The organism is Pseudoclavibacter sp. AY1H1 (assembly GCF_002931055.1).
GTDB lineage: Bacteria > Actinomycetota > Actinomycetes > Actinomycetales > Microbacteriaceae > Pseudoclavibacter.
In genome coordinates, this window is sequence record NZ_PSXX01000003.1 from 45,070 (window position 1) to 71,089 (window position 26,020).

At 68.1% G+C, this 26,020-nt stretch carries 26 protein-coding genes and 2 tRNA genes; 9 read left to right on the forward strand and 19 right to left on the reverse strand.

The features are described 5' to 3' along the window. The first annotated feature begins 37 nt into the window (after positions 1-37). A complete protein-coding gene (gene pepN, locus C5E05_RS06965; RefSeq protein ID WP_104341496.1) occupies positions 38-2,593 on the forward strand; it encodes an aminopeptidase N in 2,556 nt (851 codons plus the stop codon). An 82-nt stretch (positions 2,594-2,675) separates the two neighbouring features. Here the strand turns inward: pepN and C5E05_RS06970 are convergent, their stop codons facing one another. Beyond that, complete coding sequence (locus tag C5E05_RS06970) at positions 2,676-3,155, reverse strand: glutathione peroxidase (RefSeq protein ID WP_374953225.1); 480 nt, start codon at positions 3,153-3,155, stop codon at positions 2,676-2,678. Between the two features lie 87 nt (positions 3,156-3,242). Between C5E05_RS06970 and C5E05_RS06975 the strand changes: the two genes are divergently transcribed. Beyond that, a complete protein-coding gene (locus C5E05_RS06975; protein ID WP_104341497.1) occupies positions 3,243-4,169 on the forward strand; it encodes a mechanosensitive ion channel family protein in 927 nt (308 codons plus the stop codon). After that, positions 4,169-4,621, forward strand: coding sequence for a globin (locus tag C5E05_RS06980; protein WP_104240747.1), 453 nt, complete (start codon positions 4,169-4,171; stop codon positions 4,619-4,621). Before C5E05_RS06975 ends, C5E05_RS06980 begins: the two co-directional genes overlap by 1 nt. 40 nt (positions 4,622-4,661) lie before the next feature. Here C5E05_RS06980 and gdhA read toward each other — a convergent pair whose 3' ends face one another. Together gdhA and C5E05_RS06990 are read right to left on the reverse strand one after the other, a co-directional pair. Next, positions 4,662-6,008, reverse strand: coding sequence for an NADP-specific glutamate dehydrogenase (gene gdhA / locus C5E05_RS06985; RefSeq protein ID WP_104341498.1), 1,347 nt, complete (start codon positions 6,006-6,008; stop codon positions 4,662-4,664). Positions 6,009-6,085: 77 nt separating this feature from the next. Then, positions 6,086-6,802 (reverse strand): hypothetical protein, encoded by a 717-nt coding sequence (locus C5E05_RS06990; RefSeq protein ID WP_104240745.1) that lies wholly within the window; start codon positions 6,800-6,802, stop codon positions 6,086-6,088. A 53-nt stretch (positions 6,803-6,855) separates the two neighbouring features. Here C5E05_RS06990 and C5E05_RS06995 point away from each other — a divergent pair, with 53 nt between their 5' ends. Continuing rightward, positions 6,856-7,830 carry an acyl-CoA thioesterase II gene (locus C5E05_RS06995; protein ID WP_104341499.1) on the forward strand — a complete coding sequence of 325 codons (975 nt, stop codon included), beginning with the start codon at positions 6,856-6,858 and terminating at the stop codon, positions 7,828-7,830. Positions 7,831-7,884: 54 nt separating this feature from the next. Here the strand turns inward: C5E05_RS06995 and C5E05_RS07000 are convergent, their stop codons facing one another. From C5E05_RS07000 to msrA, 5 genes are all read right to left on the reverse strand, one after another. Further along, a complete protein-coding gene (locus C5E05_RS07000; protein ID WP_104240743.1) occupies positions 7,885-8,382 on the reverse strand; it encodes a thioesterase family protein in 498 nt (165 codons plus the stop codon). Between the two features lie 114 nt (positions 8,383-8,496). After that, complete coding sequence (gene ettA / locus C5E05_RS07005) at positions 8,497-10,179, reverse strand: energy-dependent translational throttle protein EttA (protein WP_104240742.1); 1,683 nt, start codon at positions 10,177-10,179, stop codon at positions 8,497-8,499. A 46-nt stretch (positions 10,180-10,225) separates the two neighbouring features. Then, positions 10,226-10,681 carry a DUF6993 domain-containing protein gene (locus C5E05_RS07010; RefSeq protein ID WP_104341500.1) on the reverse strand — a complete coding sequence of 152 codons (456 nt, stop codon included), beginning with the start codon at positions 10,679-10,681 and terminating at the stop codon, positions 10,226-10,228. A 49-nt stretch (positions 10,682-10,730) separates the two neighbouring features. Then, positions 10,731-11,282, reverse strand: coding sequence for a single-stranded DNA-binding protein (locus C5E05_RS07015; protein ID WP_104341501.1), 552 nt, complete (start codon positions 11,280-11,282; stop codon positions 10,731-10,733). Positions 11,283-11,454: 172 nt separating this feature from the next. Then, entirely contained in the window at positions 11,455-11,976 is a 522-nt protein-coding gene (gene msrA, locus C5E05_RS07020; protein ID WP_104240739.1) for a peptide-methionine (S)-S-oxide reductase MsrA, read from the reverse strand. 96 nt (positions 11,977-12,072) lie between these two features. On the opposite strand from msrA, the gene C5E05_RS07025 reads away from it, so the two are divergent. Next, positions 12,073-12,357: a hypothetical protein gene (locus C5E05_RS07025; RefSeq protein WP_104341502.1), complete on the forward strand. Its 285-nt coding sequence runs from the start codon at positions 12,073-12,075 to the stop codon at positions 12,355-12,357. 44 nt (positions 12,358-12,401) lie between these two features. On the opposite strand, the gene nadE is transcribed toward C5E05_RS07025, so the two are convergent. The 7 genes from nadE to C5E05_RS07060 all read right to left on the reverse strand — a co-directional run bounded on the left by nadE (position 12,402) and on the right by C5E05_RS07060 (position 19,843). After that, positions 12,402-13,223 carry an ammonia-dependent NAD(+) synthetase gene (gene nadE, locus C5E05_RS07030; protein WP_104298870.1) on the reverse strand — a complete coding sequence of 274 codons (822 nt, stop codon included), beginning with the start codon at positions 13,221-13,223 and terminating at the stop codon, positions 12,402-12,404. Positions 13,224-13,319: 96 nt separating this feature from the next. Next, positions 13,320-13,634: a metal-sensitive transcriptional regulator gene (locus C5E05_RS07035; protein WP_104240736.1), complete on the reverse strand. Its 315-nt coding sequence runs from the start codon at positions 13,632-13,634 to the stop codon at positions 13,320-13,322. Beyond that, positions 13,631-15,910, reverse strand: a complete 2,280-nt coding sequence (locus C5E05_RS07040; RefSeq protein WP_104341503.1) for a cation-translocating P-type ATPase — start codon at positions 15,908-15,910, stop codon at positions 13,631-13,633. The genes C5E05_RS07035 and C5E05_RS07040 overlap by 4 nt, the downstream gene beginning before the upstream one ends. Continuing rightward, positions 15,907-16,086 (reverse strand): hypothetical protein, encoded by a 180-nt coding sequence (locus tag C5E05_RS07045; protein ID WP_104240734.1) that lies wholly within the window; start codon positions 16,084-16,086, stop codon positions 15,907-15,909. The genes C5E05_RS07040 and C5E05_RS07045 overlap by 4 nt, the downstream gene beginning before the upstream one ends. A 1-nt stretch (position 16,087) precedes the next feature. Further along, positions 16,088-16,297 (reverse strand): heavy-metal-associated domain-containing protein, encoded by a 210-nt coding sequence (locus tag C5E05_RS07050; RefSeq protein WP_104240733.1) that lies wholly within the window; start codon positions 16,295-16,297, stop codon positions 16,088-16,090. A gap of 136 nt (positions 16,298-16,433) precedes the next feature. After that, entirely contained in the window at positions 16,434-19,094 is a 2,661-nt protein-coding gene (locus C5E05_RS07055; protein WP_258064799.1) for an aminotransferase class I/II-fold pyridoxal phosphate-dependent enzyme, read from the reverse strand. 164 nt (positions 19,095-19,258) lie between these two features. Then, positions 19,259-19,843 carry a TetR/AcrR family transcriptional regulator gene (locus tag C5E05_RS07060; protein WP_104306279.1) on the reverse strand — a complete coding sequence of 195 codons (585 nt, stop codon included), beginning with the start codon at positions 19,841-19,843 and terminating at the stop codon, positions 19,259-19,261. A 67-nt stretch (positions 19,844-19,910) separates the two neighbouring features. Here C5E05_RS07060 and C5E05_RS07065 point away from each other — a divergent pair, with 67 nt between their 5' ends. Further along, entirely contained in the window at positions 19,911-20,633 is a 723-nt protein-coding gene (locus C5E05_RS07065) for a CPBP family intramembrane glutamic endopeptidase (protein WP_104341505.1), read from the forward strand. Positions 20,634-20,657: 24 nt separating this feature from the next. Here C5E05_RS07065 and C5E05_RS07070 read toward each other — a convergent pair whose 3' ends face one another. Together C5E05_RS07070 and C5E05_RS07075 are read right to left on the reverse strand one after the other, a co-directional pair. Then, positions 20,658-21,824 carry a hypothetical protein gene (locus C5E05_RS07070; RefSeq protein WP_146081061.1) on the reverse strand — a complete coding sequence of 389 codons (1,167 nt, stop codon included), beginning with the start codon at positions 21,822-21,824 and terminating at the stop codon, positions 20,658-20,660. 43 nt (positions 21,825-21,867) lie between these two features. Then, entirely contained in the window at positions 21,868-23,025 is a 1,158-nt protein-coding gene (locus C5E05_RS07075; RefSeq protein WP_104341507.1) for a GDSL-type esterase/lipase family protein, read from the reverse strand. Between the two features lie 453 nt (positions 23,026-23,478). On the opposite strand from C5E05_RS07075, the gene C5E05_RS07080 reads away from it, so the two are divergent. After that, positions 23,479-23,748, forward strand: a complete 270-nt coding sequence (locus C5E05_RS07080) for a hypothetical protein (RefSeq protein ID WP_104341508.1) — start codon at positions 23,479-23,481, stop codon at positions 23,746-23,748. Positions 23,749-23,926: 178 nt separating this feature from the next. Here the strand turns inward: C5E05_RS07080 and C5E05_RS07085 are convergent. Next, positions 23,927-23,999 (reverse strand) — tRNA-Arg (locus C5E05_RS07085). A gap of 79 nt (positions 24,000-24,078) precedes the next feature. Here C5E05_RS07085 and orn point away from each other — a divergent pair. Further along, positions 24,079-24,699 (forward strand): oligoribonuclease, encoded by a 621-nt coding sequence (gene orn / locus C5E05_RS07090; RefSeq protein WP_104341612.1) that lies wholly within the window; start codon positions 24,079-24,081, stop codon positions 24,697-24,699. A gap of 49 nt (positions 24,700-24,748) precedes the next feature. Then, positions 24,749-24,824, forward strand: a tRNA-His gene (locus C5E05_RS07095). A gap of 150 nt (positions 24,825-24,974) precedes the next feature. On the opposite strand, the gene C5E05_RS07100 is transcribed toward C5E05_RS07095, so the two are convergent. Next, a complete protein-coding gene (locus C5E05_RS07100; RefSeq protein ID WP_104341613.1) occupies positions 24,975-25,970 on the reverse strand; it encodes an EamA family transporter in 996 nt (331 codons plus the stop codon). Positions 25,971-26,020 lie beyond the last annotated feature (50 nt).

Here is a 26,020-nt window from a genome sequence, read left to right on the forward strand (position 1 = left end):
CGGAACCTCCGGGCTCCCTCACACCAAAGGAGCTGGAATGCCCGGAGAGAACCTGACTCGCGCTGAGTCGGTCGAGCGTCGAGGAGTTGTGCTCGGCGTCGAGCACTACGACGTCGCACTCGACCTCACGACGGGTCCTGAGACGTTCCGCTCGATCACGACGGTCACGTTCTCGGCGGTTCCCGGCTCGTCCACCTTCATCGACGCCATCACACGCCAGGTGCACAGCGTCGTGCTCAACGGCGAGGCGCTCGACGTCGCCGCCGTGAACGACGGGGTGCGCATCCAGCTGCCGAACCTCGCCGAGCACAACACGCTCACGGTCGACGCGGACGCGATCTACATGAACACGGGCGAGGGCCTGCACCGCTTCGTCGACCCCGCCGACGGCGAGGTGTACCTCTACTCGCAGTTCGAGGTGCCCGACTCCCGCCGCATGTTCACGGTGTTCGAGCAGCCGGACCTGAAGGCGAACTTCACGTTCCACGTCACGGCCCCCGCGGCGTGGCAGGTCATCTCCAACGAGCCGTCGCAGGCGCCTCAGCCCATCGACGACGAGCGTGCCGTCTGGCACTTCGCGACGACGCCGCGCATCTCGAGCTACATAACGGCGCTCGTGGCCGGCCCGTACACGGTCGTGCGCGATGAGCTCACCTCCATCGACGGACGCACGATCCCGCTCGCCGTGTACTGCCGCACGTCGCTCGCGCCGAACCTCGACGCCGACAACATCTTCCGCACCACGAAGCAGGGCTTCGAGTACTACGAGAAGGCCTTCGGGGTTCCGTACCCGTTCACGAAGTACGACCAGCTCTTCGTGCCCGAGTTCAACGCGGGCGCCATGGAGAACGCCGGGTGCGTCACGTTCACGGAGACCTACGTGTTCCGGTCGAAGGTCGCGGATGCGGTGCGCGAGCGCCGCGTCGTCACGATCCTCCACGAGCTCGCCCACATGTGGTTCGGCGACCTCGTCACCATGAAGTGGTGGAACGACCTCTGGCTCAACGAGTCGTTCGCGGAGTTCATCTCGACGCTCGCGACCGCTGAGGCCACCGAGTGGACCGAGAACTGGGTCACCTTCAACGCCAGCGAGAAGTCGTGGGCGTACCGACAGGACCAGCTGCCCTCCACGCACCCGATCGTCGCAGAGATCCGCGACCTCGACGACGTGCAGGTCAACTTCGACGGCATCACCTACGCCAAGGGCGGATCGGTCCTCAAGCAGCTCTTCGCCTGGGTCGGCCGCGACGCGTTCTTCGCCGGCATCAACGCGTACTTCCAGAAGCACGCGTGGGGCAACACGGAGCTGCGCGACCTGCTCGTGGAGCTCGAGACCACAAGTGGCCGCGACCTCACCGAGTGGAGCGCCAAGTGGCTCGAGACGGCCGGAGTCAACACGCTCCGCCCCGTCTACGAGCTGGACGAGCAGGGGAACTTCGCGTCGTTCGCCATCGAGCAGACGGCGACCGCCGAGCACCCCACGATCCGTCCGCACCGCCTCGCGATCGGCCTCTACAACGTGCAGGGCGACGAGCTCGTGCGCATCCACCGCTTCGAGCTCGACGTCGACGGGGCGCGGACCGAGGTGCCGAGCTTCGTGGGCGGTGCGCTCCCGGACCTCATCATCGTGAACGACGACGACCTCGCCTACGCGAAGATCCGTCTCGACGAGCACTCGGTCGGCACGGTGCAGCAGCATCTCCCGAAGCTGCGTGCTCCCCTGTCCCGCTCCCTCGTCGTCAGCTCGCTCTGGGATGCGACCCGGGATGCGGAGCTGCGCGCACGCGACTTCATCCGCACCGTGCTCGGGGTCATCGGCACCGAGACCGAGTCGACGACTCGCCGCACGGTGCTCGGCCAGCTCATCTCCGCGGCGAAGTTCTACACGGCGCCGGAAGACCGGGCCGAGATCGTCGAGGTCGTCACCGACGAGCTCTTCGAGCTGGCCAAGCAGGCTGAGGCGGGATCGGACGCGCAGTTCAGCTTCGTCAAGTCGTTCGCCTCTCTCGCGGAGAGCCCAGCGCAGCTCGATGCCGTCGCCGCGCTCTTCGACGGCACGTTCAAGCTCGAGGGCATCGACATCGACACCGACCTCGGCTGGGAGCTCCTCTACGCGCTCGTCGCGGGCGGCCGCGCCGGCGAGTCCGAGATCGCGGCGAGGCTCGAATCCGACCGAACGGCGGACGGCGAGCGCAGCGCGGCACATGCCCGCGCGGCGATCCCGACGGCCGAGGGCAAGGAAGCGGCCTGGGCGTCCGTCATGGATCGCTCTGACGCCACCAACGCCATCGTGCGCGCCACCGTCGCCGGCTTCGACCGAGTCGCCGACGAGGCGCTCCTCGAGCCGTTCGTCGACCGCTACTTCGGTCACATCTCGACGATCTGGGCCGACCGGAGCTTCCAGATCGCGGAGACCCTCATCGAGGGGTTCTTCCCCGCAGGCCTCGCGACGGCACGCGTCCGAGACGCCGCCGACGAATGGCTCGCGAACAACGAGGGGGCGGCGCCCGCGTTCCGCCGCCTGATCATCGAAGGCCGCGCCGGAGTGGTGCGCGCCCTCGCCGCTCAGGAGCGCGACGCGCAAGCAGAGTAAGCACGGCAACGCGAAGAGGTCGCCTCCCCCTGGGAGGCGACCTCTTCGCGTTGCAGCCGGCGGTGTGCTGCGGGTCGAGGCGCTACTCTGCGAGTGCCGCCTCGATCGCCGCGACGACCTCCGGAGCGTCCGGCTCCGTCGTCGGGCGGAAGCGGGTGACCTTGCCGTCACGTCCGATGAGGAACTTCTCGAAGTTCCAGCTCACACGGCCGGCCTTGCCGTTCGCATCCGGAGTCTTCGTCAGCTCCGCGTAGAGCGGGTGCTGCGACCGGCCGTTGACCTTGACCTTCTCGAACATGGGGAAGCTGACGCCCCACGTGAGCGAGCAGTACTCCTTGATCTTGTCGGTGTCGGAGTACTCCTGCAGGAACTGGTTGCTGGGGAATCCGAGCACCGTGAAGCCCTGCGCGCCGTACTGGCGCTGCAGCTCCTCGAGCTTCTCGTACTGCCCCGAGAGGCCGCACTTCGAGGCGACGTTCACCACGAGCTTCACCGGCTCGTAGGTGGCGAGCTTCTTGGCCTCGCCGTCGATGGTGGTGACTTCGATGTCGTTCACGTTCAGGCTCATACGTGTGGCAACCGGAGCAGGCGCCCGCCTATTCCGCCTCACACGAGACGGATAGGCGCATCCGCCTACACTCGAGGCGCTATGGCAGAATTCTGGACTTCCCTCACGACCGCGCTCGCCCCCTTCGACATCCCCATCACGATCGTCTTCTATATCCTCGGGGCGTTCGTGTTCCGGTGGATCCTGCTGCGGCTCATCGACCGCTCGGTGAAGCAGATCGTGAGCGGCGTCAAGAAGAAGCGCGGGGTGACGGACACGCAGGCCATCTCGGTCCGCTCGCCGCTCGCAGCGGTGAGGACGGTGCAGCGCACGCGCACGATCGGGTCGGTGCTGACGAACATCGTCAACGTCCTCATCGTGGTCATCCTCATCGTCATGATCATCGCGAAGATCGATCCGGGCATCCTCGCGTCCCTCTCCCTGCTGAGCGCGGCCGTCGGTGCCGGTCTCGGTTTCGGCGCGCAGCGCATCGTCGGCGATGTCCTCAACGGCCTCTTCATGGTCATGGAGGATCAGCTCGGCGTCGGCGACGTCATCGACATGGGCGAGGCGACGGGTGTCGTCGAGAAGGTCGGCGTGCGCATCACGCAGATCCGCGACGTCGAGGGCACACTGTGGTTCGTCCGCAACGGCGAGATCCAGCGCGTCGGCAGCTTCTCGCAGGGCTGGAACCGCATCGTGTTCGAGCTCGCGGTTCCCTACGAGACGTCCCGCGCGCACGTCGAGCGGGTCATGCTCCATGCGGCGAAGGAGCTCACCGAAGACCCGGACTGGATGGACTACTTCATCGGCACACCCGAGATGTGGGGCATGGAGTCCATCTCCTCAGACGCTGTTGTCCTGCGCCTCACCATCCGCGTCCGCCCCGGCACGCGCTGGGAAGTGGAGCGAGAGCTGCGGGCCCGCACTCAGGACGCGCTAAAGTCGGCCGATATCAACCTGCCGTCCCTGAAGGCGATCGTGCTCGATGGGGCTGACGGCCAGCCGACGGCCGGAGGAGCCGCCTGATGACGAACAACCCCATCCACCTCCGAGCCTCAGAGGGCGGGGGCTCTGCCCTGCCGACGCTCTACGACGAGATCGGCGGCATGCCCGCCTTCGACAAGCTGGCCCACGCGTTCTACGAGGGGGTGCGCGACGACGAGCTCATGTGGCGCATGTACCCGCAGGACGACCTCGAGGGAGCGACCTGGCGACTCGGCCATTTCCTCGCCCAGTACTTCGGCGGGCCGAGCGAGTACAGCGCAGAACGCGGACATCCGCGGCTCCGGATGCGCCACAACGCGTTCCACATCAACCCGGAGGCGAGAGAGCACTGGCTTCGGCACATGCACGCGGCCATGGACCAGCTCGACCTCTCCCCCATCCACCGCCAGCAGATGGCCGACTACTTCGACCGCGCGGCGACCGCGATGGTGAACACCTTCGAGCCGAGCCCCGGAGCCGAGTCCGCCTCCTGAGCCCGGCCCGAACGGCCGTGGTCGCCCGACGCAGCCGCGGCTAGACGACGCCCTGCGCGAGCATCGCGTCGACGACCCGTGAGAAGCCGGCGATGTTCGCGCCGATCACGTAGTCGCCCGGCTTCCCGTACTCCTCCGCCGTCTCGCTGCAGCGGGTGTGGATGTCGCGCATGATCTCCGCGAGACGCGCCTCGGTGTACTCGAAGGTCCACGAGTCGCGCTGCGCGTTCTGCTGCATCTCGAGCGCACTCGTCGCGACACCGCCGGCGTTGGCGGCCTTGCCCGGGCCGAAGAGGACACCGTCCTCCGCCCGGAATCGGTCAGCGGCCTCCTTCGTGCACGGCATGTTCGCCCCCTCGGCGACGACCCGCACGCCGTTCTTGACCAGCGCCGCGGCGGCATCACCATCGAGCTCGTTCTGCGTTGCGCACGGCAGCGCGATGTCGACGGGAACGTGCCACATCGCGGCGGCGCTCGACAGCGCCTCCGCTCGCCCGCCCACCCGGTCGACGTACGCCCCGACACGCTTCCGCTCGACGAGCTTCAGCTGCTTGAGCACCTCGACATCGATGCCGTCAGGGTCGTACACCGCACCGGAGGAGTCGCTGGCCGAGACCACCTTCGCTCCGAGGGCCACGGCCTTCTCCATCGCGAAGATCGCGACGTTGCCGGAACCGGAGACCGCGACCTCCTTGCCGTCGAGGTCGTCGCCCTTGGTCTTGAGCATCTCCTGCGCGAACAGCACCGTCCCATAGCCAGTGGCCTCGGGTCGGACCAGCGACCCGCCCCACGTCATGCCCTTGCCCGTCAGCACGCCGGCCTCGAAGCGGTTGGTGAGGCGCTTGTACTGACCGAACAGGTAGCCGATCTCGCGCCCGCCCACGCCGATGTCGCCGGCAGGCACATCCGTGTGCTCGCCGATGTGCCGGTACAGCTCGGACATGAACGACTGGCAGAAGGCCATGATCTCGCGGTCGCTGCGCCCGCGCGGGTCGAAGTCGGCGCCGCCCTTCCCGCCGCCGATCGGCATGCCCGTGAGCGCGTTCTTGAAGATCTGCTCGAAGCCGAGGAACTTGATGATCCCGAGGTTCACCGACGGGTGGAAGCGCAGGCCGCCCTTGTAGGGGCCGAGCGCCGAGCTGAACTCGACGCGATAGCCGCGGTTCACCTGCACGTGCCCGTTGTCGTCGACCCACGGCACACGGAAGATGATCTGCCGCTCCGGCTCGCTCAGCCGGCGGATGACCGCGAGCTCGAAGTACTCGGGGTGGCGCTCGAGCACTGGACCGAGCGTGTCGAGCACCTCGGTCACTGCCTGATGGAACTCCGGTTCCCCCGCGTTGCTCGCGAAGATGTCCTTCTTGAGCCGTTCGATGCTGCGGTCCATGGGTTTCCTCCGGGGGTGCGGCGCACAGGGTGCGCGGGTGCTGAGCGATCGACTCGCTCAGTGGGCGACGGCAGCGTTCAGCGTGCCGAGCTGGATCGCAGGAGCACGTTGCCCTGCGTGGTCTCGAGTCGGAGCCAGGCTCCGGCGGTGAGGATGCGGGTCTCTTCACCCGAGCGCAGGAAGCCGAGGCTGAGGGCGGCGAAGGCGGCTCCGCTCGTGAGGCCGCTCTGCTCGTCGATCACGCGCGTCCAGACCTCCGTGCGCACGCGCTCGACCAGCGCGGTGCCCAGGTTGCCCGGCACGGCATCGGCGACTTCGGCGATGCCCTGGTCTGCGGCGGCGATGAGCGTGGCCGCCGACAGCGCCCCGGCCTGGGTCCAGCCTCCGGTCGGTGCCGCGATGCCCGCCCACGATTCGCGGAGGCGCTCCGGCGGGACGGCGAGGTCGAACCCGACGGCCGCATCCGCCTCCCCTGACGGGGCGTCACCGCCGGCCGTCCGACGGCGAGCAAGGCGATCGAGGAGGCCCCGCAGGGGGACGGTCACATCGAACGCTCCCGCGTGGACGTCGTCGTCAGCCGCCCCCTCGAGTTCGGCTCGCAGCGCGCGGACGCCGAGCACGAGCGGCGAAGTGTCGAGGAGTCCCTGCGGTCGCAGCACGGGAACCCAGAACGCGGCAACCGTGCCGGCCTGCACGATGCGCACGGCCCCGTCCTCGATGCGACCGGCTCGACCGAGGAACGATTCGAGGTCGCGTGCGGCGTGCAGATCGGGGATGCGGAGAACGGGAGACATTGCCCTCTAACCTACTCAGTTCTCCGGGGGCAGCGGGTCCCTAGACTGCTGAGATGGCAGATCTGGTTCCCGAGTCGCCCTCGCACTCACCCGCGCCGCAGCAGCCGGCGCCGCTCTCGTTCGACGCCCTGGAGGCGCTGTCGCCGCTCGAAGCGTTCCTGCACACGCTGGACCTCACCGACACGGGTGCCCGCACTCGTGACGACATCTTCACGGGTCCGAGCCAATGGATGCCCCACGGCCGCGTGTTCGGCGGCCAGGTGGCGGCCCAGTCGCTGGTGGCGGCCGCCAGGACCGTGTCGGGTGAGCGACCCGTGCATTCCATGCACGGATACTTCCTGCGTCCCGGCGACGTGAAGCTGCCGATCACGTTCGCCGTCGACCGCATCCACGACGGGAACTCGTTCACGACGCGCGCCGTGAGCGCGTTCCAGAGCGGGCAGCCGATCTGGTCGATGATCGCGTCGTTCCAGGACGTGGACGATGGGTTCGAGCACGAGGTGTCGATGCCGGAGGGCATCCCCGATCCGGATGACCTCCCGAGTGAGGCCGATCTCCTCGAGACGGTGAAGGCGACGCTCGGCGCTGAGGCGCCGGAGTCCCTCGCCGCCTACTGGCTGATGAAGCGGCCGTTCACGATGCGGCACGTCAACGGGCCCGTGTACCTCGAGCCCGCCACCGATCAGACGCCGGCGCAGGCGGTGTGGATCAAGGCGGTGGAGCGCATGCCGGACGACCCGCTGCTGCACCGCGCGGCGATCGCGTACGCAAGCGACTACTCGATCCTCGAGCCCATCATGCGTGGGCACGGCCTGACCTGGTCGACGCCGGGGCTGCGAGCTGCGAGTCTCGACCACGGCGTGTGGTGGCATCGGGATGCGCGGGCTGACGAGTGGCTGCTCTATGTGCAGGACTCCCCGGTCGCGCGCGGCGGGCGTGGCCTCTCGCGAGGCCAGCTGTTCTCGCGTGACGGCGCGCTCGTCGCGACGGTGGCCCAGGAGGGCATGGTTCGCCGCAAGCGCCGCTGAACCGCAGCGCCGGGGGCCAGGGCGCCAGGAAGGCCAATACCGCCCCGCGCCCGGTCAGGCGTTGCTGCGGCCGCCGCGGAACGTGAGGGGCTCGTCGAGGTAGGCGGTCCAGGCGTCGCGTTCGCGGTCGTTGATGCGCCGCGGCCGCTGGGTCGCCGCGTCGATGAACACGAGCGTCGAGGACGCGATGACGTACTTCGTGCGTTCGCCGCCCTCTGGCTGCGCGTCTTCGGGGCTCCAGATCTCGTAGTCGACCTCCGCGCTGGCGGCGCCCATCTTGGAGATCCACAGCTGCACGTCGAGGGGCTTCGTGGAGTACGGGATCGGGGCGAGGTACTCGATCTCGTTGCGGGCGATGAGGGTGAGCGTGTCGCCACCCTCCGCGGCCGCGTCGATGATGGCGAGGGGGCGCTCGTCGTCGTTGGATGCGCCGATGTTCCAGAACGCGCGGACGCGGGCCTCCTCGAGGAGGGTGAGCACGCGCGAGTTGTTGACGTGGTTGTAGGCGTCGAGGTCGCTCCAGCGGAGGAGCGTGGGAACGTGGAAGCGCATCGGAGTCGGTGGTCCTTCGGTCTGCTTGGCGCCGGCGCGAGCCGACGTCGTCTGGCGGGGTGGGACGAGGAAACCCCGGGGTCGCGCTGTGCGACCCCGGGGTTCTTGGTGGGACTAGTCCCTCGTGAGCTTGCGGTAGGTCATCCGCGACGGCTTCGCCGCGTCTGGGCCGAGGCGCTCGATCTTGTTCTCCTCGTAGCCCTCGAAGTTGCCCTCGAACCAGTGCCAGTGGCTCGGGTCTTCCTCGGTGCCCTCGTAGGCGAGGATGTGCGTGGCGATGCGGTCGAGGAACCACCGGTCGTGCGTGATGACCACGGCGCAGCCGGGGTACTCGAGCAGCGCGTTCTCGAGGCTCGAGAGCGTTTCGACGTCGAGGTCGTTCGTGGGCTCGTCGAGCAGCAGCAGGTTGCCGCCCTGCTTGAGGGTGAGCGCCAGGTTGAGGCGGTTGCGCTCACCACCGGAGAGCACGCCTGCCTTCTTCTGCTGGTCTGGTCCCTTGAACCCGAAGGTGGAGACGTAGGCCCGTGACGGGATCTCGACGTTCCCGACCTGCATGTAGTCGAAGCCGTCGGAGACGACCTCCCACACGTTCTTCTCGGGGTCGATGCCGCCGCGGGACTGGTCGACGTAGGAGAGCTTGACCGTCTCGCCGATCTTGAGCTCGCCACCGTCGAGCTCTTCGAAGCCGACGATCGACTTGAAGAGGGTCGTCTTGCCGACGCCGTTCGGTCCGATGATGCCGACGATGCCGTTGCGGGGCAGCGAGAAGCTGAGCCCGTCGATGAGAACTCGCTCGCCGAAGCCCTTCTTCAGCTTGTTCGCCTCGAGGACGATGCTGCCGAGGCGGGGGCCTGCGGGGATCTGGATCTCCTCAAAGTCGAGCTTCCTGGTGCGCTCGGCCTCGGAAGCCATCTCCTCGTAGCGGGCGAGGCGCGCCTTCGACTTCGCCTGGCGGCCCTTGGCGTTGGTGCGCACCCAGGCGAGCTCCTCTTCGAGGCGCTTCGCGAGCTTCTGGTCCTTCTTGCCCTGGACCTTGAGACGCTCCTGCTTCTTCTCGAGGTAGCTCGAGTAGTTGCCCTCGTAGCCGTGGAGGCGGCCGCGGTCGATCTCGGCGATCCACTGGGCGACGTGGTCGAGGAAGTACCGGTCGTGCGTGATGGCGATGACTGCGCCTGGATACTTCTGGAGGTGCTGCTCGAGCCAGAGCACGCTCTCGGCGTCGAGGTGGTTCGTGGGCTCGTCGAGGAGCAGCAGGTCGGGCTTCTCGAGCAGGAGCTTGCAGAGCGCGACGCGGCGCTTCTCACCACCCGACAGGACGCTGACGTCGGCGTCTCCCGGTGGGAGGCGGAGGGCGTCCATCGCCTGCTCGAGCTGCGAGTCGAGGTCCCAGGCATCGACGTGGTCGATGTACTCCTGGAGGGTGCCCATCTCTTCCATGAGCGCGTCGAAGTCGGCGTCGGGTTCCGCCATGAGCGCGGAGATCTCGTTGAAGCGGTCGAGCTTCGCCTTCGTCTCGGCGACGCCGAGTTCGACGTTCTCGCGAACCGTCTTCGACTCGTCGAGCTCCGGCTCCTGCATGAGGATGCCGACCGTGAAACCCGGGCTGAGGGTCGCGTCGCCGTTCGACGGGGTGTCGAGGCCAGCCATGATCTTGAGGATCGTGGACTTACCGGCCCCATTGGGGCCGACCATGCCGATCTTGGCACCTGGGAGGAACGACATCGTCACGTCGTCGAGAATGAGCTTGTCTCCGACCGCCTTGCGGGCGCGGATCATCTGATAAATGTACTCGGCCATGGGTTCCAGTCTAGGAGTTGGTTGGCACTCGGCGCGCGGTGCTTCGCTACCAGGTGATGGGCTGTGTGAGTCCGATGAGGCATTTGCCCGTGCTGACGGGGGCGACGATGTCCGAGGTGTAGCCGCGCGGGCCGCGTTGGCCGACGAGGCACTCCTCGCCGATCTTCACGGAGACGATGATGTAGTCGGCTTCGAGATCGACGTTCGTCCGGTCGAACGTGACCTCCATGGCGGCCTTGTCGAAGCCGGTCGCGGTGAGCCCGTCGACGAGTTCGACGGAGCTCGCTGAGCCATTGCTCGCGATCGTCTGCAGGTTCGTCTCGTCGAAGATCGGCTTGTTGTCGCTCGCCGTTCCGCCGGGAACGAAGGCCGCGGGTGGCGCTTGCGTCGCCTCGGCGGCCGCGGTCGTCTCGGCCGGGGGCTGCGCCTCCTGCGACGAGCATCCCGCCAGCGCCAGCGCCGCCACCAGAGCCACTGGGGCGATGAGAGCGAAACGGCGCATTCGTGACCTTTCTCGGACGGGGCGGTCACCAGTGTAGGTGGCCAGGCGCTCAGAAGGGCGGCTGGTACTCGCTCTCGTCGGAGACGGGCGGCTTGTGCCACTCCACCTCGTCGGGTGCTGGCGCCGGTTCATCTGCTTCCGGCGGGGCCTCACCCTGCATTCCGCCGTGCCCCTGCATTCCTCCATGCCCCTGCGCCCCGCCGACTCGCTGCCGCTGGTCAGCGCCGCCCTCATCCTGGCGCACGCGCAGACGCTTCGCGAACGTCGAGGAGCCCGCCGTGAGGTCGTGACCGAGCGCATCCGCCACCACCTCGTGCTTCGTGCGAGGCCCGTTCTGCGAGTCGAACCTGCGCATCCGGAGCTTGCCGACGACGATCACCCGCTGTCCCTTCTCGAGCGACTTCTCCGCGTGCGTCGCGAGGTCTCCCCAGGCGGCCACGTCGTACCAGTTGGGGTCGACATCCTCCCAGCTGTTCGTCGCCCGGTTCAGGCGACGAGAGTTGGTGGCGATGCGGAAGTTCACGACGAGCTGCCCGCTCGGCGTCGTCGTGAGCTCCGGCTTGCTGCCGAGGTTACCGATGAGCGTGATGTGGTCGTGCATGTCTCCCCCTTGGATCTGGCTGCGATGCGATCCGGCGCGGCGCTCGTGCCGGGAGCTCCGCGCCGGATCGTGGCACCAGTGTCGAGCTGGGAGGAGACGATCGTGCCCATGGGAAAGGCGCCTGTGCACGGCATCGCGTGCACAGGCGCCCTGTCGGCAGAGTGCCGGGAGATCAGAGCATGTACTGCGTGAACTTCGACCGCACCTTGTTGACCTTGGGCACGGCGACGAAGTTGCAGTAGCCCTGGCCGGGGTTCTTCGCGAAGAAGTCCTGGTGGTAGTCCTCGGCATCGAAGTACTGGCCGAGCGGCGAGATCTCGGTGACGATGCCGCCACCCCAGAGCTCGTCGGCACGGTCGCGCGCGGCTTCGAAGAGCTCCCGCTGAGCGTCGTCGGCGTAGTACATCGCGGAGCGGTACTGGGTGCCGACGTCGTTCCCCTGTCGGTTGAGCTGGCGGGGGTCGTGGAGTGTGAAGAAGATGTCGAGGATGACATCAGCCGGCACCACGTCCTCGTCGAAGACGACGCGCACCGCCTCGGCGTGCCCGGTCGTGCCGGTGCACACCAGCTCGTAGTCGGGCTTCGGGTGCTCACCACCTGTGTAGCCGGAGATCACATCGCTGACGCCTTTGACGTTCCTGTACACGGCATCGAGACACCAGAAGCAGCCACCTGCAAGCACGAATTCGGTCATGCGGCCAGGCTACGCCGGTGCGCGAGAACTTGGCTGAGCCCTGCGCGAACACGGCACCGGACGAAGAATGTCGGTGGTCGCTCCTAGCCTGACCTCATGTTCACGACGCAGCTGACCCAGCCCACGCAAACTCCCGTTCTGGCGCCCCGCACCGGACCATTCACCCAGCGTTTCGCCGAGCTGACCGCCACTCAGGTCCACGCCGCGCGGTGGCGCGTCACGGGGTCCAACGGAGCAGTGCGCGGCTACGTCGAGGAGCACCCGCGCGGCTCGGGCGTGGTGTATGCCGCGACCCGCATGAGCCGCACGACCACCACGTTCCTCACGCTCGACGAGTTCTCCGACTTCCCCGAGGCGGTGAAGGCGTTCCGCTACCTCTGAGCAGCGCCGCCCTCACCCCGAGAAGGCTTCGTGGCCGGGAATCCTCAGGCTCGCCACCAGGTATCGGTGGGCAGCACCGGCAGCTGCCGCTTGTGCTCGGTCTTCCGGTAGAGGGCCTCGATGCGGGCTGCTGTCTCAGCATCGACCTCCCCACCCGTGAGGTAGGTGTCGATCTGGGTGTAGCTGAGACCGAGGTTCGCCTCGTCGGTCTGACCGGGGGTCTCATCGAGCAGGTCGGCGGTGGGCGCCTTCACGTACAGCCGCTCCGGAGCACCGAGCTCTTCGAGCAGCTGGCGACCCTGGCCCTTCGTGAGCCCCGCGAGCGGATTGAGGTCGGTGCCGCCGTCGCCGTACTTCGTGAAGAACCCCGTGACGGCTTCGGCCGCGTGGTCGGTGCCCAGCACGAGGAAGCCGCGCTCACCCGCGATGGCGTACTGCGCGACCATGCGCTGGCGGGCCTTGGAGTTGCCCTTGTTGAAATCGGTGATGGCACGGCCCATGGCCTGCAGGAAGGCATGCTGGAGACCGTCGGTCGCTGGCTTGATGTCGAAGCTGATGCGCTCGTCCGGCTCGATGAAGTCCAGCGCAAGCTGCGCGTCGTCTTCGTCGGCCTGGATGCCGTGCGGCAGGCGGACCGCGACGAACGTCGCCTCGCCACCCTCCGCGCGGACCTGCTCGACGGCGAGCTGGGCGAGCTTGCCGAGCAGAGACGAGTCCTGGCCGCCGCTGATGCCGAGCACGAGCCCCTTGGAGCCGCTTGCGAGCAGATAGTCGCGCATGAAGGCGATTCGATCCCGGATCTCCGCCGCTGGATCGATGACCGGCTTCACGCCGAGGGCCGTGATGATTTCCTGTTGTGCGCTCATGGTGCGACCGATCCTAGCGAGCGCCTGTTTCGGTGGGGAGTCATTTTCAGGGGCAAGCACCCAGAGTGTCGCCGCCGCGACCCGGAGCGAGACCGCTCAGCTGCGCACGAGACGGGCGATGGCATCGGAGGCTTCCTTGAGCTTCTGCTCGCCTTCGGCTCCCCCGAGCCGCACGGCGTCGGCGACGCAGTGCTTCAGGTGGTCGTCCATGAGGCCGAGCGCGACGTTCTCGAGGGCGGAGGTGATCGCGGAGATCTGGGTGAGGATGTCGATGCAGTACTGCTCCTCGTCGACCATCCGGTGGATGCCCCTCGCCTGCCCCTCGATGCGCTTGAGTCGAGTGAGGTACCTGCTCTTGTCCTCGATGTAGCCGTGATGGGCGTGGCCGCCCGCTTCGGTGATCTCGCTCATGATGCTGCCTTTCGTGGTGCGTGCTCTGGGGTGGCGCTCGGAGCTTCGAGGCCTCGGAAGGCCCGAAGCCGAAGGCTGTTGCCGACGACGAACACGCTCGAGAATGCCATGGCCGCGCCTGCGAGCATGGGGTTGAGCATGCCGAGCGCCGCGAGCGGGATTGCCGCGACGTTGTAGGCGAACGCCCAGAAGAGGTTGCCCTTGATGGTGCCGAGCGTGCGACGGGAGAGGCGGATCGCATCCACCGCAGCGAGGAGGTCGTCGCGCACGAGCGTGACGTCGGCAGCCTCGATGGCGATGTCCGATCCCGTTCCCATGGCGAGACCGAGGTCGGCTTGGGCGAGTGCCGCTGCGTCGTTGACGCCGTCTCCGACCATCGCGACGACGCGCCCCTCACCCTGCAGGCGGCGGATCACATCGACCTTCTCCTGCGGCAGCACCTCGGCGATGACCTCATCGATGCCGACTGCGGCCGCAACCTGCTTCGCGACGGTGGAGTTGTCGCCGGTCAGCAGCACCGGGGCGAGCCCGAGGCGGCGCAGCTCGGCGATGGCACGCTCGCTCGTCGGCTTGATGGTGTCGGCCACGGAGAGCACTCCCCGCGCCTCACCGTCCCAGGCGACGATGACGGTCGTCTGCCCGAGGGCCTCGGCCTCGCGCTTGCGAGTCGCCAGCTCCTCGCCCAGGTCTATAGCCCAGTCGGCAAGCAGCTGCTCGCGTCCGATGACGACGAGGTGGCCGTCGACGATGCCCTGCACTCCGGTGCCCTCGTGGTTCTGGAAGGCGTCGACGGCGGGCAGTGGGCCGACCTCTGCTGCGGCCCCGATCGCGAGCGCGCGAGCGATGGGATGCTCCGACGCGGATTCGAGCGCCCCCGCGAGCCTGAGGAGGTCACCTCTCGAGACACCATCCGCGCTCCACGCCCCGACGAGGGCCATCTTGCCGCTCGTGACCGTGCCGGTCTTGTCGAGCACGATCGTGTCGACTCGGCGCGTGGACTCGAGGACCTCTGGACCCTTGATGAGGATGCCGAGCTGCGCGCCGCGTCCGGTGCCGACGAGCAGCGCCGTGGGGGTCGCGAGGCCGAGCGCGCACGGGCAGGCGATGATGAGCACGGCGACGGCCGCGGTGAAGGCAGCCGCGGCGGGGAAGCCGGCGCCGAGCCAGGCGCCGAGCGTCGCGACGGAGATGACGATGACGATGGGGACGAAGACGCCGGAGATGCGGTCAGCGAGTCGCTGGACCTCGGCCTTGCCGGTCTGGGCGTCTTCGACGAGCTTCGCCATCTGCGCGAGCTGGGTATCGCCGCCGACCTTCGTCGCGCGAACCACGAGGCGCCCACCCGCGTTGATCGTCGCACCGACGACTCGGTCGCCTTCGATGACCTCGACGGGGACGGACTCTCCGGTGAGCATCGAGGCGTCGACGGCGGAGCGGCCACCCGTGACGACTCCGTCTGTGGCGATCTTCTCGCCGGGGCGCACGACGAACTCGTCGCCGACGCGCAGCTCGCTGATCGCGATGCGAGTCTCCGCTCCCCCACGCAAGACGGCGACGTCTTTCGCGCCGAGCTCGAGGAGAGCACGGAGGGCCGCACTGGCCTGTCGCTTGGATCGCTTCTCGAAGTACCGACCGGCGAGCACGAACATCGTGACGCCGGCTGCGACCTCGAGGTAGATGTTGGCCGCGCCGTCGGAGGGGGCGATGGTGAACTCGAACGGGTGCGTCATGCCCGCCTCGCCCGCCGTGCCGAGGAAGAGCGCGTAGAGCGACCACGCGAAGGCGGCGAGCGTGCCGACCGAGATGAGCGTATCCATCGTCGCGCTGCCGTGGCGGAGGTTCATCCAGGCCGCCCTGTGGAAGGGCCAGGCTCCCCAGACGATGACCGGCGCCGCGAGTGCGAGCGAGGCCCACTGCCAGTACGTGAACTGGAAGGCGGGGACCATGGCGAGCAGGATCACGGGGACGGAGAGGACGATGCTGCCGATGAGTCGCTGGCGCAGGCTCGCGAGCTCGGGATCAGCCTCCGCAGACCCCTGGCTCGGTTCTGCCGCGTCCGGAGTCGGCAGCGCGGCGGTATAGCCCGTCTTCTCGACTTCGTCGATGAGGGATTGCGGGTCGAGCCCATCCGGTGCGCTGACGCGGGCCTTCTCGGTCGCGTAGTTGACGGATGCGGTGACGCCGTCCAGCTTGTTGAGCTTCTTCTCGATGCGCATGGCGCAGGAGGCGCAGGTCATGCCGCCGATCTCGAGCTCGATGTCGGTCGTCGTGTTCATCGTTCTCCCTCTCCGTGCTCGGGGGCTTCGGACTGCTCGTCTGGGGTCTGATGGATCTGTGGGCGCCAGTCGTCAGCCGGGCCCGCGTCGACGGCGAGCTGCGCCGTGAAGAAGGCCGCGCCAAAGACCGCCGCGAGGAGCGCGGCGTAGAGGCTGAGCTTGACCGGCACGTTCACGTCAGGCCCTGGTCGCTGCGTAGCCGGCCTCATCGACGGCGGCGATCACGGCCGCATCGTCGAGGGGCTCTGCGCTCTCGACGACGAGGCGCCCGGTCTCGGCCGAGACGTCGACGCTCGCGACGCCCGCGAGGTCGCTGACCTCCTGAGTGACGGCGCGCTCGCAGTGGGCGCAGGTCATGCCCGTGACCTGGTATGTGGTGGTGGTCATCCTGGATCTCCTTGCCGGGGCAGTGCCCCCTGGGGGTATGTACGGTGTGTGCAACCGTATACCCCTGGCAGGTATTCCCAGGCTCAGATCCAGAATCCTGCGACGGCTGAGAGTCGCCGACCGAGGTGCGCGCAGATCAGTCTTCGCGCAGGATCCGGTAGCCGCGCAGCGGGTCGTAGCCGTGGATCTCGCGCGTATCGAGGACGGCCATGAAGTCGAGCACCTCGTCGGTGACGAGCTGCCCTGGCACGAGCACGGGGAACCCTGGCGGGTAGGGCGTGACGAAGCCCGCGGAGATCGGCGCGGCGCCGCCCTTGACCCGTTCGGCGAGCTGGGCGTGGCTGAGGTGCTCGATGTTCGCCCGGCGCTGACCCCGGAAGAACGCGGTCCGCAGGTCGCCGTCCGGGAGCCCGTCGGCTGAGGCGTACTCCGGCGCGAATGCGCTGAAGTCGGGCAGCGGCGGCATCGGCGCGGGCGCGGGGCGCTCGCCATCGATCTCCCGCGCCTGGGACTCCTCCTCGAAGCGCTCCGCGAGCTTCACGAGCACCTCGATGAGGTAGCCGACGGAGCTGCGGGAGGTCCCGATGTTCGTCATGAACAGCACGGTGTTGCGGCTCGTCTTGTTGACCTGGATGCCGTAGCGATCCATGAGGTGCTCGTGCTTGAACGTGTCACCGTCGACACCCGTGCGCGAGATCTCCACCGTGATCCGGCTCGGGTCGACGACGAACTCGTCTTCCTCCCACGCCTGCCACATCGTCGAGAACCCGTCTCGGTGGGGCATGGGTCTCGTGCTGGCTCGATTCTCGGCCGGGATCAGGTCGTGGCCGGACAGCACACGGAAGGTGCGGCGCAGCAGCGGGTGACGCGCGATGGCCTGCGCGATGCTCGTCGCCAGATCCAGCTGACGCTGGACGAGCTCGAACCCCTCCAGCTCCACCTGGCGTCGCCCGAGGTCGAGCGAGGCGAGGATCTGATAGTTCGGCGACGTCGAGGTGTGCGTCATGTACGCCTCGTGGAACGGCTCCTCCGCCTCTCGGTACCAGTCCTTGTCGTAGACGTGGATCATCGAGCCCTGACGCAGCGCGGTGAGGGTCTTGTGGGTCGACTGCGTCGCGTAGACCCGGATCCGTGCATCCGGGGAAGGCAGGAGCCGCTCGGCGAGCCACACCTCGTCGGCGGCAGGCTCGCCCGTCTCGGGGTCGAAGAGGCGTGCCTGCTGCTCCGCGTAGGCCGCGGCGTGCGAGATCGTCCCCAGGCGTTCCTCGAGGTGCTTCGCGGCCGCCATGGCCGTGCGGCGGCGTGTGATGGGGTGGAACGCGGCGAACGCGAACCAGGCTTCGTCCCAGAGGAACACGAGGTCCGGCTTGATGGCGAGGCACTCCGCCATGACCCGCTCCGGGTCGTAGACGATGCCGTCGAAGGTGCAGTTCGTGAGCGTCACGAGGCGCACCTCGTCGAGGCGCCCCGCTGCGCGGTAGTCGAGCAGGAGCTGCTTGATGCGGTCGAGCGGCACCGCCCCGTAGAAGGCGAACTCGTTGAGCGGGTAGGCCTCGAGGTAGGCCGTTCGAGCACCGGTGAGCATGAGCGCGTGGTGGTGCGACTTGTGGCAGTTGCGATCGACGAGCACGATGTCGCCGGGAGAGACGAGCGCCTGGTGCACGATCTTGTTGGCCGTGGAGGTGCCGTTCGTGACGAAGAAGGTGTGCTTCGCCCCGAAGGCTCGGGCCGCGAGCTCCTGCGACTTCTTGATCGCTCCGACCGGGGCGAGCAGCGAGTCGAGGCCGCCCGAGGTGGCGCTCGTCTCGGCGAGCAGGAGGTTGAGGCCGTAGAAGTCGACGAGGTCCGTGATCCACTTCGACGTCACGACCGACCCGCCGCGCGAGATCGGCAGGGCGTGGAACACACCGGCCGGGCGCCTGGCGTGCTCCTGGATCGCCGTGAAGAACGGGGTGTCGTAGAGGTGGGAGACCCGCCGCAGCAGCGACAGGTGCAGCTCGAGCTGGTCCTCGCGCAGGAACACGCGGCGGAAGCGTCTCGTGAGCACGCCGGCGAGGTCTTCGATGTGCGCGCCCGCGACGAGGTACAGGTCGAGCTCGGGCCGGAGGGTGTTGAGCGTGTCGGCGAGCCCGAGCACGCGCTGCACCGAGGCGAGGCTCGAGCGCGACGTCGCCGTGGTCCCCGCCGAGTCGACGTGGGCCAGGTCGATGGTCTCGCGCATGTCTCGGCTGAGGCGCTGCTGGCTGCGGTCGCTGAAGCCGGGGCGGATGATGACGGCGAGGATGTTCGGGTTCGTGAGCACGGCCGCGACGGCGTCGTCCGCGGACGGCACGATCACGTAGTCGTACACGAACGCATCCGCGGCGCTGCGGAGCTTGAGGATGTCGGCGCGCAGCGCGTCCCGGTCGGCGGTGGTCGTCTCGTCGACGAGCAGCACCTCGAAGCGAGGACGCGGGTCGGCGTCGTCCTGCAGCTCCGCACGCTCCGCCTCGTCGAGGCGGTCCTCGCGATGGTCGGCAGGGATGCTCGTGCCCCGCAGCCGACTCACGACCCGGCCGATGCGCTCGAGGGCCGTCGAGTACTCGCCCTTGTCGAGCGACTCGCGGATCTCTGCGACGTAGCGCTGCCCGAAGCCCGCCCAGTACAGCTCGAGCGTCTCGAGCGCGCGGAGGTTTCGCGAGATCTCGCCGTCTGCATCCAGGATGCTCGACGTCTCGTGCCCCGACTCGAGCCGCTTGATCGCGAAGCGAAGGTACTCCCACGCGTCGCTGCGCAGGCGCCAGGTGCTGGTCGGCATGCCCGGATCTCGCTCCAGGCTGTGACCGGAGGCGCGACGATCAGCGTCGATCGCGGTGTTGGCGGAATCGTGGAGACCTGCGGCATCGAAGCTCGTCACGTTCGCCATTCTTCCAGAGCACCGGACGCTTCTCGGCCACGCGACGAATTGCGACCGAACCGTGCCTAGGGCGCCAGGTAGCGGCGGATCAGGTCATGCAGCTCGTCAGCTGCGCCCGATGCGTCGAAGGTCGTGTCCTCGACGCTGCGCGTCAGGACCCCGTCGGCGATCACCCCGACCCACAGGGCGAGCCGGTCGCTGGTGATATCCGAGCGCCACAGCCGCTCGCGCTGCCCCGCCGTGATGATCGCCTCGAGCGCGCCCTGCTGCCCCGACGCGACTTCCTCGAGCAGCTGCTCGACGCGCTCGTCGCTCGGTGCTGCACTCAGGCCGGCGACGAAGCCGGCGAGGTGCGGATCGCTCGCCTCCTCGAGCAGCAGGTCGAGCCAGGCGAGCAGCGCACCTCGCGGATCGTCCGGGGCGCGTTCCGCGAGCGCTGCGAACCGGGTGCGCGACTGCGCTGCATCCGCCTCGAGGATGCCGACCAGAAGGTGCAGCTTCGTCGGGAAGTGATGGAAGAAGGTCCCGGACGAGACACCGGAGCGTGCGCAGATCCGTGCCGTCGTCGCCCCCGCGTAGCCGAGCTCGGCGATGAGCTGAGAGCCGGCCTCGATGATCGCCGTGCGCGTTCCTCCGGTGCGTGCCGCCATCCGCTGCCTCCCGCCACCTTCTCGAAACCGATGTAGAGCGTTCACTCTAGAGTGTTTACTCTAGAGCATGAGCGAAACGACGGAGGAGCGAATCGACAGGCACGCCGCGCGCGGCGGCATCGGCACGCCGACGTTCGAGCCGCGGACGCGTGACGGCTGGATCTTCCTCGCGGGGCTCCTGCTGTTCTGGGTCGTCTACAACGGCCCGCCGGTTCCGGAACTGGCAGGCATCGACCTCCGACTGGGTATGGCGGGACCCGCGTCGAGCAACGCCTGGAAATGGCTCGGGGCGCTCCTCCTGATCGCACTCGTGCTCTGGGGCGAGCGTCGGGGGCTTGCCTCGCTGCTCATCACGAAGCCCACCAGCAAGGACATCGAGTGGGCCTTCTACGCCTTCGGGGGCGTCATGGCGTGGTCCTGGATCGCCAGCCTCGTGGCCCCGCAGGAGGAGAACAGCGGTGTCGCCACGATCACGAGCATGAGCATCGCCGGGGTCCTGCTGCTCATCGTCACCGCCGCCGTCACGGAGGAGGTGGCCTTCCGCGGCTACCTGCAGGAGCGCCTCGGATCGCTCCTGCACTCGCGGTGGATCGGCGCGGCGGTGAGCCTCGTGATCTTCATCGCGCCCCACGTGGTGTTCTTCGGGCCGAGCTGGCTGTTCCATCAGCTCGTCGGCACCCTGGCGCTCGTCGCGTTCACCCTCATCCGTCGCAACCTCGTCGCGACGATGCTCCTCCACTTCCTGATCAACGCGCCGATCCTCATCCCAACCGTGCTGGCGAAGCTCTGAGACCCCAGCCGACGGCACGGCGAGCTAGCCCTGCTGCCTCTGCGAGGCCAACCACGTGTGGTTGACGATGGCCCGACTCACCGCCTCGCGATAGGCGGCACCCTCCGGACCTCGCCGGAGATCACGGGAGAAGTAGGGCGAGGTCTCACGGTGGGGCGACCCGTTGTGGATTCGCTCTGCGAGCTCACTGAGGTACGTGCGGCCCGCGAGGCGGTACTGCTCGAGCTCGTCCTCATCGAGGCAGATCAGGGCGGAGTCGTCGACCATGTTCGTCACCACGTACCTCGCGTCGAGGTACAGCCGCTCGCCTTGCGCGACGAGGAACCAGCGCCCGGGCTCGTGGTCGACGTAGCGCATGGCGTCTCGTTCTTCCGCGATGCGTGCCGCGTCGCCCCACTGCTCGACCGGCGGGATCGCGCCGAGACGGTGCCGCCGCGCCTGGTCAAGCGCGAGGTGGCTCACGACCGGGGTGCCGCCACGAACGAGCGTGACGCACAGGATGCGGCGGCACGCGAGGCAGGTCAGCTGGCTCTCGACCCGCTCCATGAGGCCGGAGGCGTGGAGGGGGCGAAGATCCGACAGGCGCACCCAGCTGGTGCTCTCCTGGAGGAGGCCGGCCGCGAGCGCCTCCGCGATCGCGTCGATGGTGCGCTCGAGGTCACAGGCGCCGGCCCGGTCGCGCACGATGAGGCCGCTGCAGCTGGGGCAGAGATCGTCTTCAGGGCGGACGACGAGGCCCGGCTGCTCGAGTGTGAAGACGAGCGCAACGAGGTTGCCTGGGTCATTCCAGCCGCGGCGGTCGCGGAATTCCGCCCGCGCGTATCCGTCGTCGAGCTCGAAGTAGGGGGTGCCGAGCCCGGCGAAGCGGCGGCGTCCGGCGATGACCTTCTTGAGGTCGTCGAGCGTCGCCGCGTTGTGGGCGCCCTCGAGCCACTCGGACAGGTCGATCGCCGATGGCGAGTGGGCGGTGGGCACCGTGTGCAGGATCACGGCGACAAGCGCGTCGTCCTGCAGGATCAGCTCCCCACCAGAGGCAAACCGCAGCCGCCGTGACCGCACGGCCGGCTCCCCCACCAGCACCTCGGACACCCAGACAGGAGGGGCCCCGAACGCCTCGACCAGCGACCGGACCGGCCCATCGCGTTCGGAGAGCGTGAGCGCGTCCAAGATCATCCGCAGTCGAGAGGGCATGCTCCATCGTGCCAGGCGCGCCTCGGAGACGCGCCTGCTGCGCTCAGGACGACGGCCGGAACGGACCGGAGGGTGAGAACGCGTATGCCGCGAAGCGCTCGCCCATGAGCTGGTGGGCTTCGGGCCCAGGGTGCAGGTCGTCGGGAAGCGGCAGCAGCTCCGCATCCGCTTCGCCGTAGAGCTCGGTGCCCTCGAGGAAGTACAGCTTCGGGTCGGCAGCACGGCGTTCGGCGAGCGAGGCGAGCTCGCGCCTGATCACGCTGAGGGTGAGGCGCCCCTGCGACTCATCCCCCGGGGTGCCCGTGGCCAGGAACTTCACGCGTCCGACCCTGAGCGATTCCGGGTCGAGCGCGCCGGGGCCCGGCGTGTGCTCGTGGATGCCGCAGAAGACCGGCGAGATGAGCACGATCGGGGTGTCTGGATGCCCGTCCCGGATCGTATCGAGGAAGCCGTGGACGGCGGGCACGAACGCCCGGATGCGCATCGCGTCGACGTTCACGACGTTGATGCCGAGTTTCACACTGATGAAGTCCGCGGGCGTGTCCCGCAGGACGCGGGCGAGGAACGGGTCGACCATCGCGCTGCCGCCGAGCCCGAGGTTCAGGAGCTCGACGCCAGCTCGGCGGGCCGCGACGGCCGGCCAGATGTCGCTCGGGGCGGACGCATTCGAACCGTGGCTGATGGAGCTGCCGTGGTGCAGCCACACCGGGCCCGCCGACGTGACCGGCTCAAGCGGTGCGTCCGAGCGCAGCTCGACCAGCTCGACCGACTCGTTGTGCGGAAGCCAGAACTCGACTCGCTTCACCTCGCCCGCCGCGAGCCCCGAGATCGTCGTCGTGTGCGTCGCGCCCGCGTGGAACGACGTCGCCCCGGTCTGCAGGTCGACCTCGACGGCGTCGCCACCCGTCAGCTCGTCGCTGACGAGCCGCGTGCCGTCGACGAAGACATCGACGCGCCCGCGAGGACGTTCGATGCCGGCGTAGGCGGATCTCGTGGGGTGCAGCTCGAGCGCGATGCTCGCGGCTGCCGTATCGAAGACCACGCGAACACCCGAGGGCTGAGCCTCCACCAGGAGCAGCTGCGGATCCGGGAACTGCGACCGGACTGCCTCGGGCAGCCGGTGGGGCCGAAAGCCCCGGTCGGTCTGCTCGAGTTCCGCGGCGCCGCGCACGAGCTGGGGAGAGAGCTGGGTGACGTTCACGGGAGTGCCTCCGGAATCGAAGTCGGCCGGGCCGAGGAGCTGCGGAGAAGGGTGCCTGGTATTCGAACCTGCGACCGACAGGTTATGTCGGCTGCCCTTCCAAGGAGCTGTTGGCCGGAAGAGACGCGCCCATTCTCACACTTGCACCGCTTCTGCGGGTCGCCACAGGCATCGTGCGAACGGCAGATTTTTTGTCAGACTCGGCTTGATCGCGCAAGGAGACAAACGCGAGCGAGGGCCTCCCCAGCGTCGAGAATCCAAAGAAACGCCATCGACGTCCAGCGGCGGATGAGCTTGTAATGGACACCTTCGACAACGCCGCCCTGCCATACTTGCGAAATGACCGAAGAAGCGGTTTCGATGCCAGGCCCAAGTTCCAGCCGTCGCGCGGACTCGAGCGCGCCAGCCCGGAATCCGATCGGACGCGCGGCCCTCGTGGTGGCAGTAGCGCTTGTGGTCGCTCAAACAATCGCTGCGGGTCTCACACCCTTCGTCCCCGACGCTGCCTACCAGCTGCCCTTCAACGTCGCAGAGATCTTCACGCTGCTGCGGATGCCTGTCATCGTGCTCGCCATAGTTGCAACTGTCCTCGGAGTCATTGGTTACCTCCGGCCTGGACAGCCCCGACTGGCGGCGGCAACGGCGGCGGCACTCGGTATCGCCGCACTCCTCCCCATGCTCGCCGGTGGTGTGGGCGGAGTGCTCGTCAACTCCCTCTTCTGAGAGTCCGAGCGACAACCGCACGGCCCGCCATCACGTGCGTGGGGACACCACGGCGTCAAACGGCGAGGATCGCCGCCACGGGCCCCTCGGGGGATGTGCCTGAGGAGGAAGCCCACGGCCCCGGCTACGAGCGCACCGAACGCGCTCTCCTCGGGACCGGGAGACAGGCAACAGTGAGTGCCCCAGGCAGGATTCGAACCTGCGACCGACGGATTAGAAGGCCGTTGCTCTATCCACTGAGCTACTGGGGCGCGATCCCAGCCAGCATAGCGGGCCACGAAAGGGTGCACTGGCCGCCACGAAACCCGGGGAATCACTACGATGTCCCTCATGCCTATTGCTCAGGAACGTCTCGTCTGGATCGACTGCGAGATGACAGGCCTCGACCCGTCCATCGACGAGCTGGTCGAGGTCGCCGCTTTTGTCACCGACAGCGACCTGAAAATCCTCGACGAGGGCTTCGAGATCGTGATCTCGGCGAGCGACGCGGCCATGGCCAACATGGGCGAGTTCGTGACGCAGATGCACACCACGTCCGGGCTCATCGAGGAGATCCCCAACGGCGCCAGCCTCGAGACCGCGACGGCGCAGCTGCTCGCCTACCTGAAGAAGCACGTCCCCGTGCCCAACACGGCGCCGCTCGCGGGCAACACCATCGGCACCGATCGCATGTTCCTCGCGAAGTACATGCCGGAGGTCGACGAGCACCTCCACTACCGCAACGTCGACGTCTCCACGCTGAAGGAGCTGTCGCGCCGCTGGTTCCCCCGCGTGTACTTCCACTCCCCCGACAAGGACGGCGGCCACCGCGCGAAGGCCGACATTCTCGAGTCGATCCGCGAGCTCAAGTACTACCGGAAAGCAGTGCTCGTGCCCGAGCCCGGACCGACCAGCGAGGAGCTTCGAGAGGTCGCAGCAGAAGTGGTGAACGACTTCGCCCAAAATCTGTAATAGACTCTCGTAGTCGCAGGCGAGCGAGAGCACGCGTGCGACAGACATGGTGGGTATAGCTCAGCTGGTAGAGCGCCTGGTTGTGGTCTAGGAGGCCGCGGGTTCAAGCCCCGTTACTCACCCCATGTTGGAAGGCCCCGAGCCCCCTGCACTTTCCAGTGCTGGGGAACTCGGGGCCTTCGTCGTTGGGCCGGGTCCGTACGAAGACAGTCCGGCCGCATCCACGCGGGAGATGCAGATGCCCAGTGCCGGGAACCTGCGCCTCCTGCGTGCTTCTAGCGAGGCGCGGGGGCCTCAAGTTTCGGTGAGTCGGGCAGAGGCGGCTCAGCACGAGGCGGCTCAGGGAGCCGCGATTCGGCGACGGGTGGATCCGGGATGCTCGGTTCCGGGGCCGGCACGAGCGCCGTGGCCGGCATGCGGCTCGCCCAGAGGACCCCGAAGAGCACGATCGCGCCGCCGACGAGCTCGAGCGGGCCGGGCCGCTCCCCCAGCACGAGCCACGCTGTCGAGATGCCGACCACCGGGACGAGCATCGAGAACGGTGCGACCACGCCCGCCGGGTGGCGCTTCATGAGCCACACCCAGATGCCGGATCCGAGAACCGTGCCGAGCACGATCGTGTAGACGAGCCCAACCCACGCGGGAACCGCCGCGGCGGTCCACGCCGTCGCGAGCGACGCCCAGATCTGCTCGGGACCCTCCACGAGCAGCGAGACGGCCAGCATGGGGATGGGAGGCACCACGGCCATCCACATCGTAAGGTGCAGGGGCTTCGGCGGTTCGGCGAGTCGGCTCGAGATGTTGCCGATGGCCCAGCCGAACGCGCCGATCACCACGAGCACAAACGGCCACCAGCTTCCGGCACCGCCCCGGGCGACTCCGACCAGCAGCAGGCCGGCAACCGCGACCGCGATGCCGATGACACGACGCGTCGTGAGCTTCTCGCGGAGGAAGATCGCGCCGAGCAGCACGGTGAACGGCGCCGACATCTGCAGCACGAGCGACGCGAGCCCCGTGGGGAAGCCCGCCGCCATACCGAGGTAGAGCCCGACGAACTGCAGGGTGCCGAAGCCGAGTCCGTACCCGACGAGCCACCGCAGCTTCACGTTCGGGCGCGGGATGAACAGGATCGTCGGGATCGCGAGCAGCCCGAAGCGCAGGGCGATGAGGAAGAACGGCGGGAACTGCTCGAGCGAGGCGTGGATGGCGAGGAAGTTCACGCCCCAGAGGACTGCGACGAGGCAGGCGAGGGCGACATGGCGAGGAGGCACGGGATCAGTGTGCGGCGCGCCCACCCTGAAGCACCAGTGATGATCCGTGA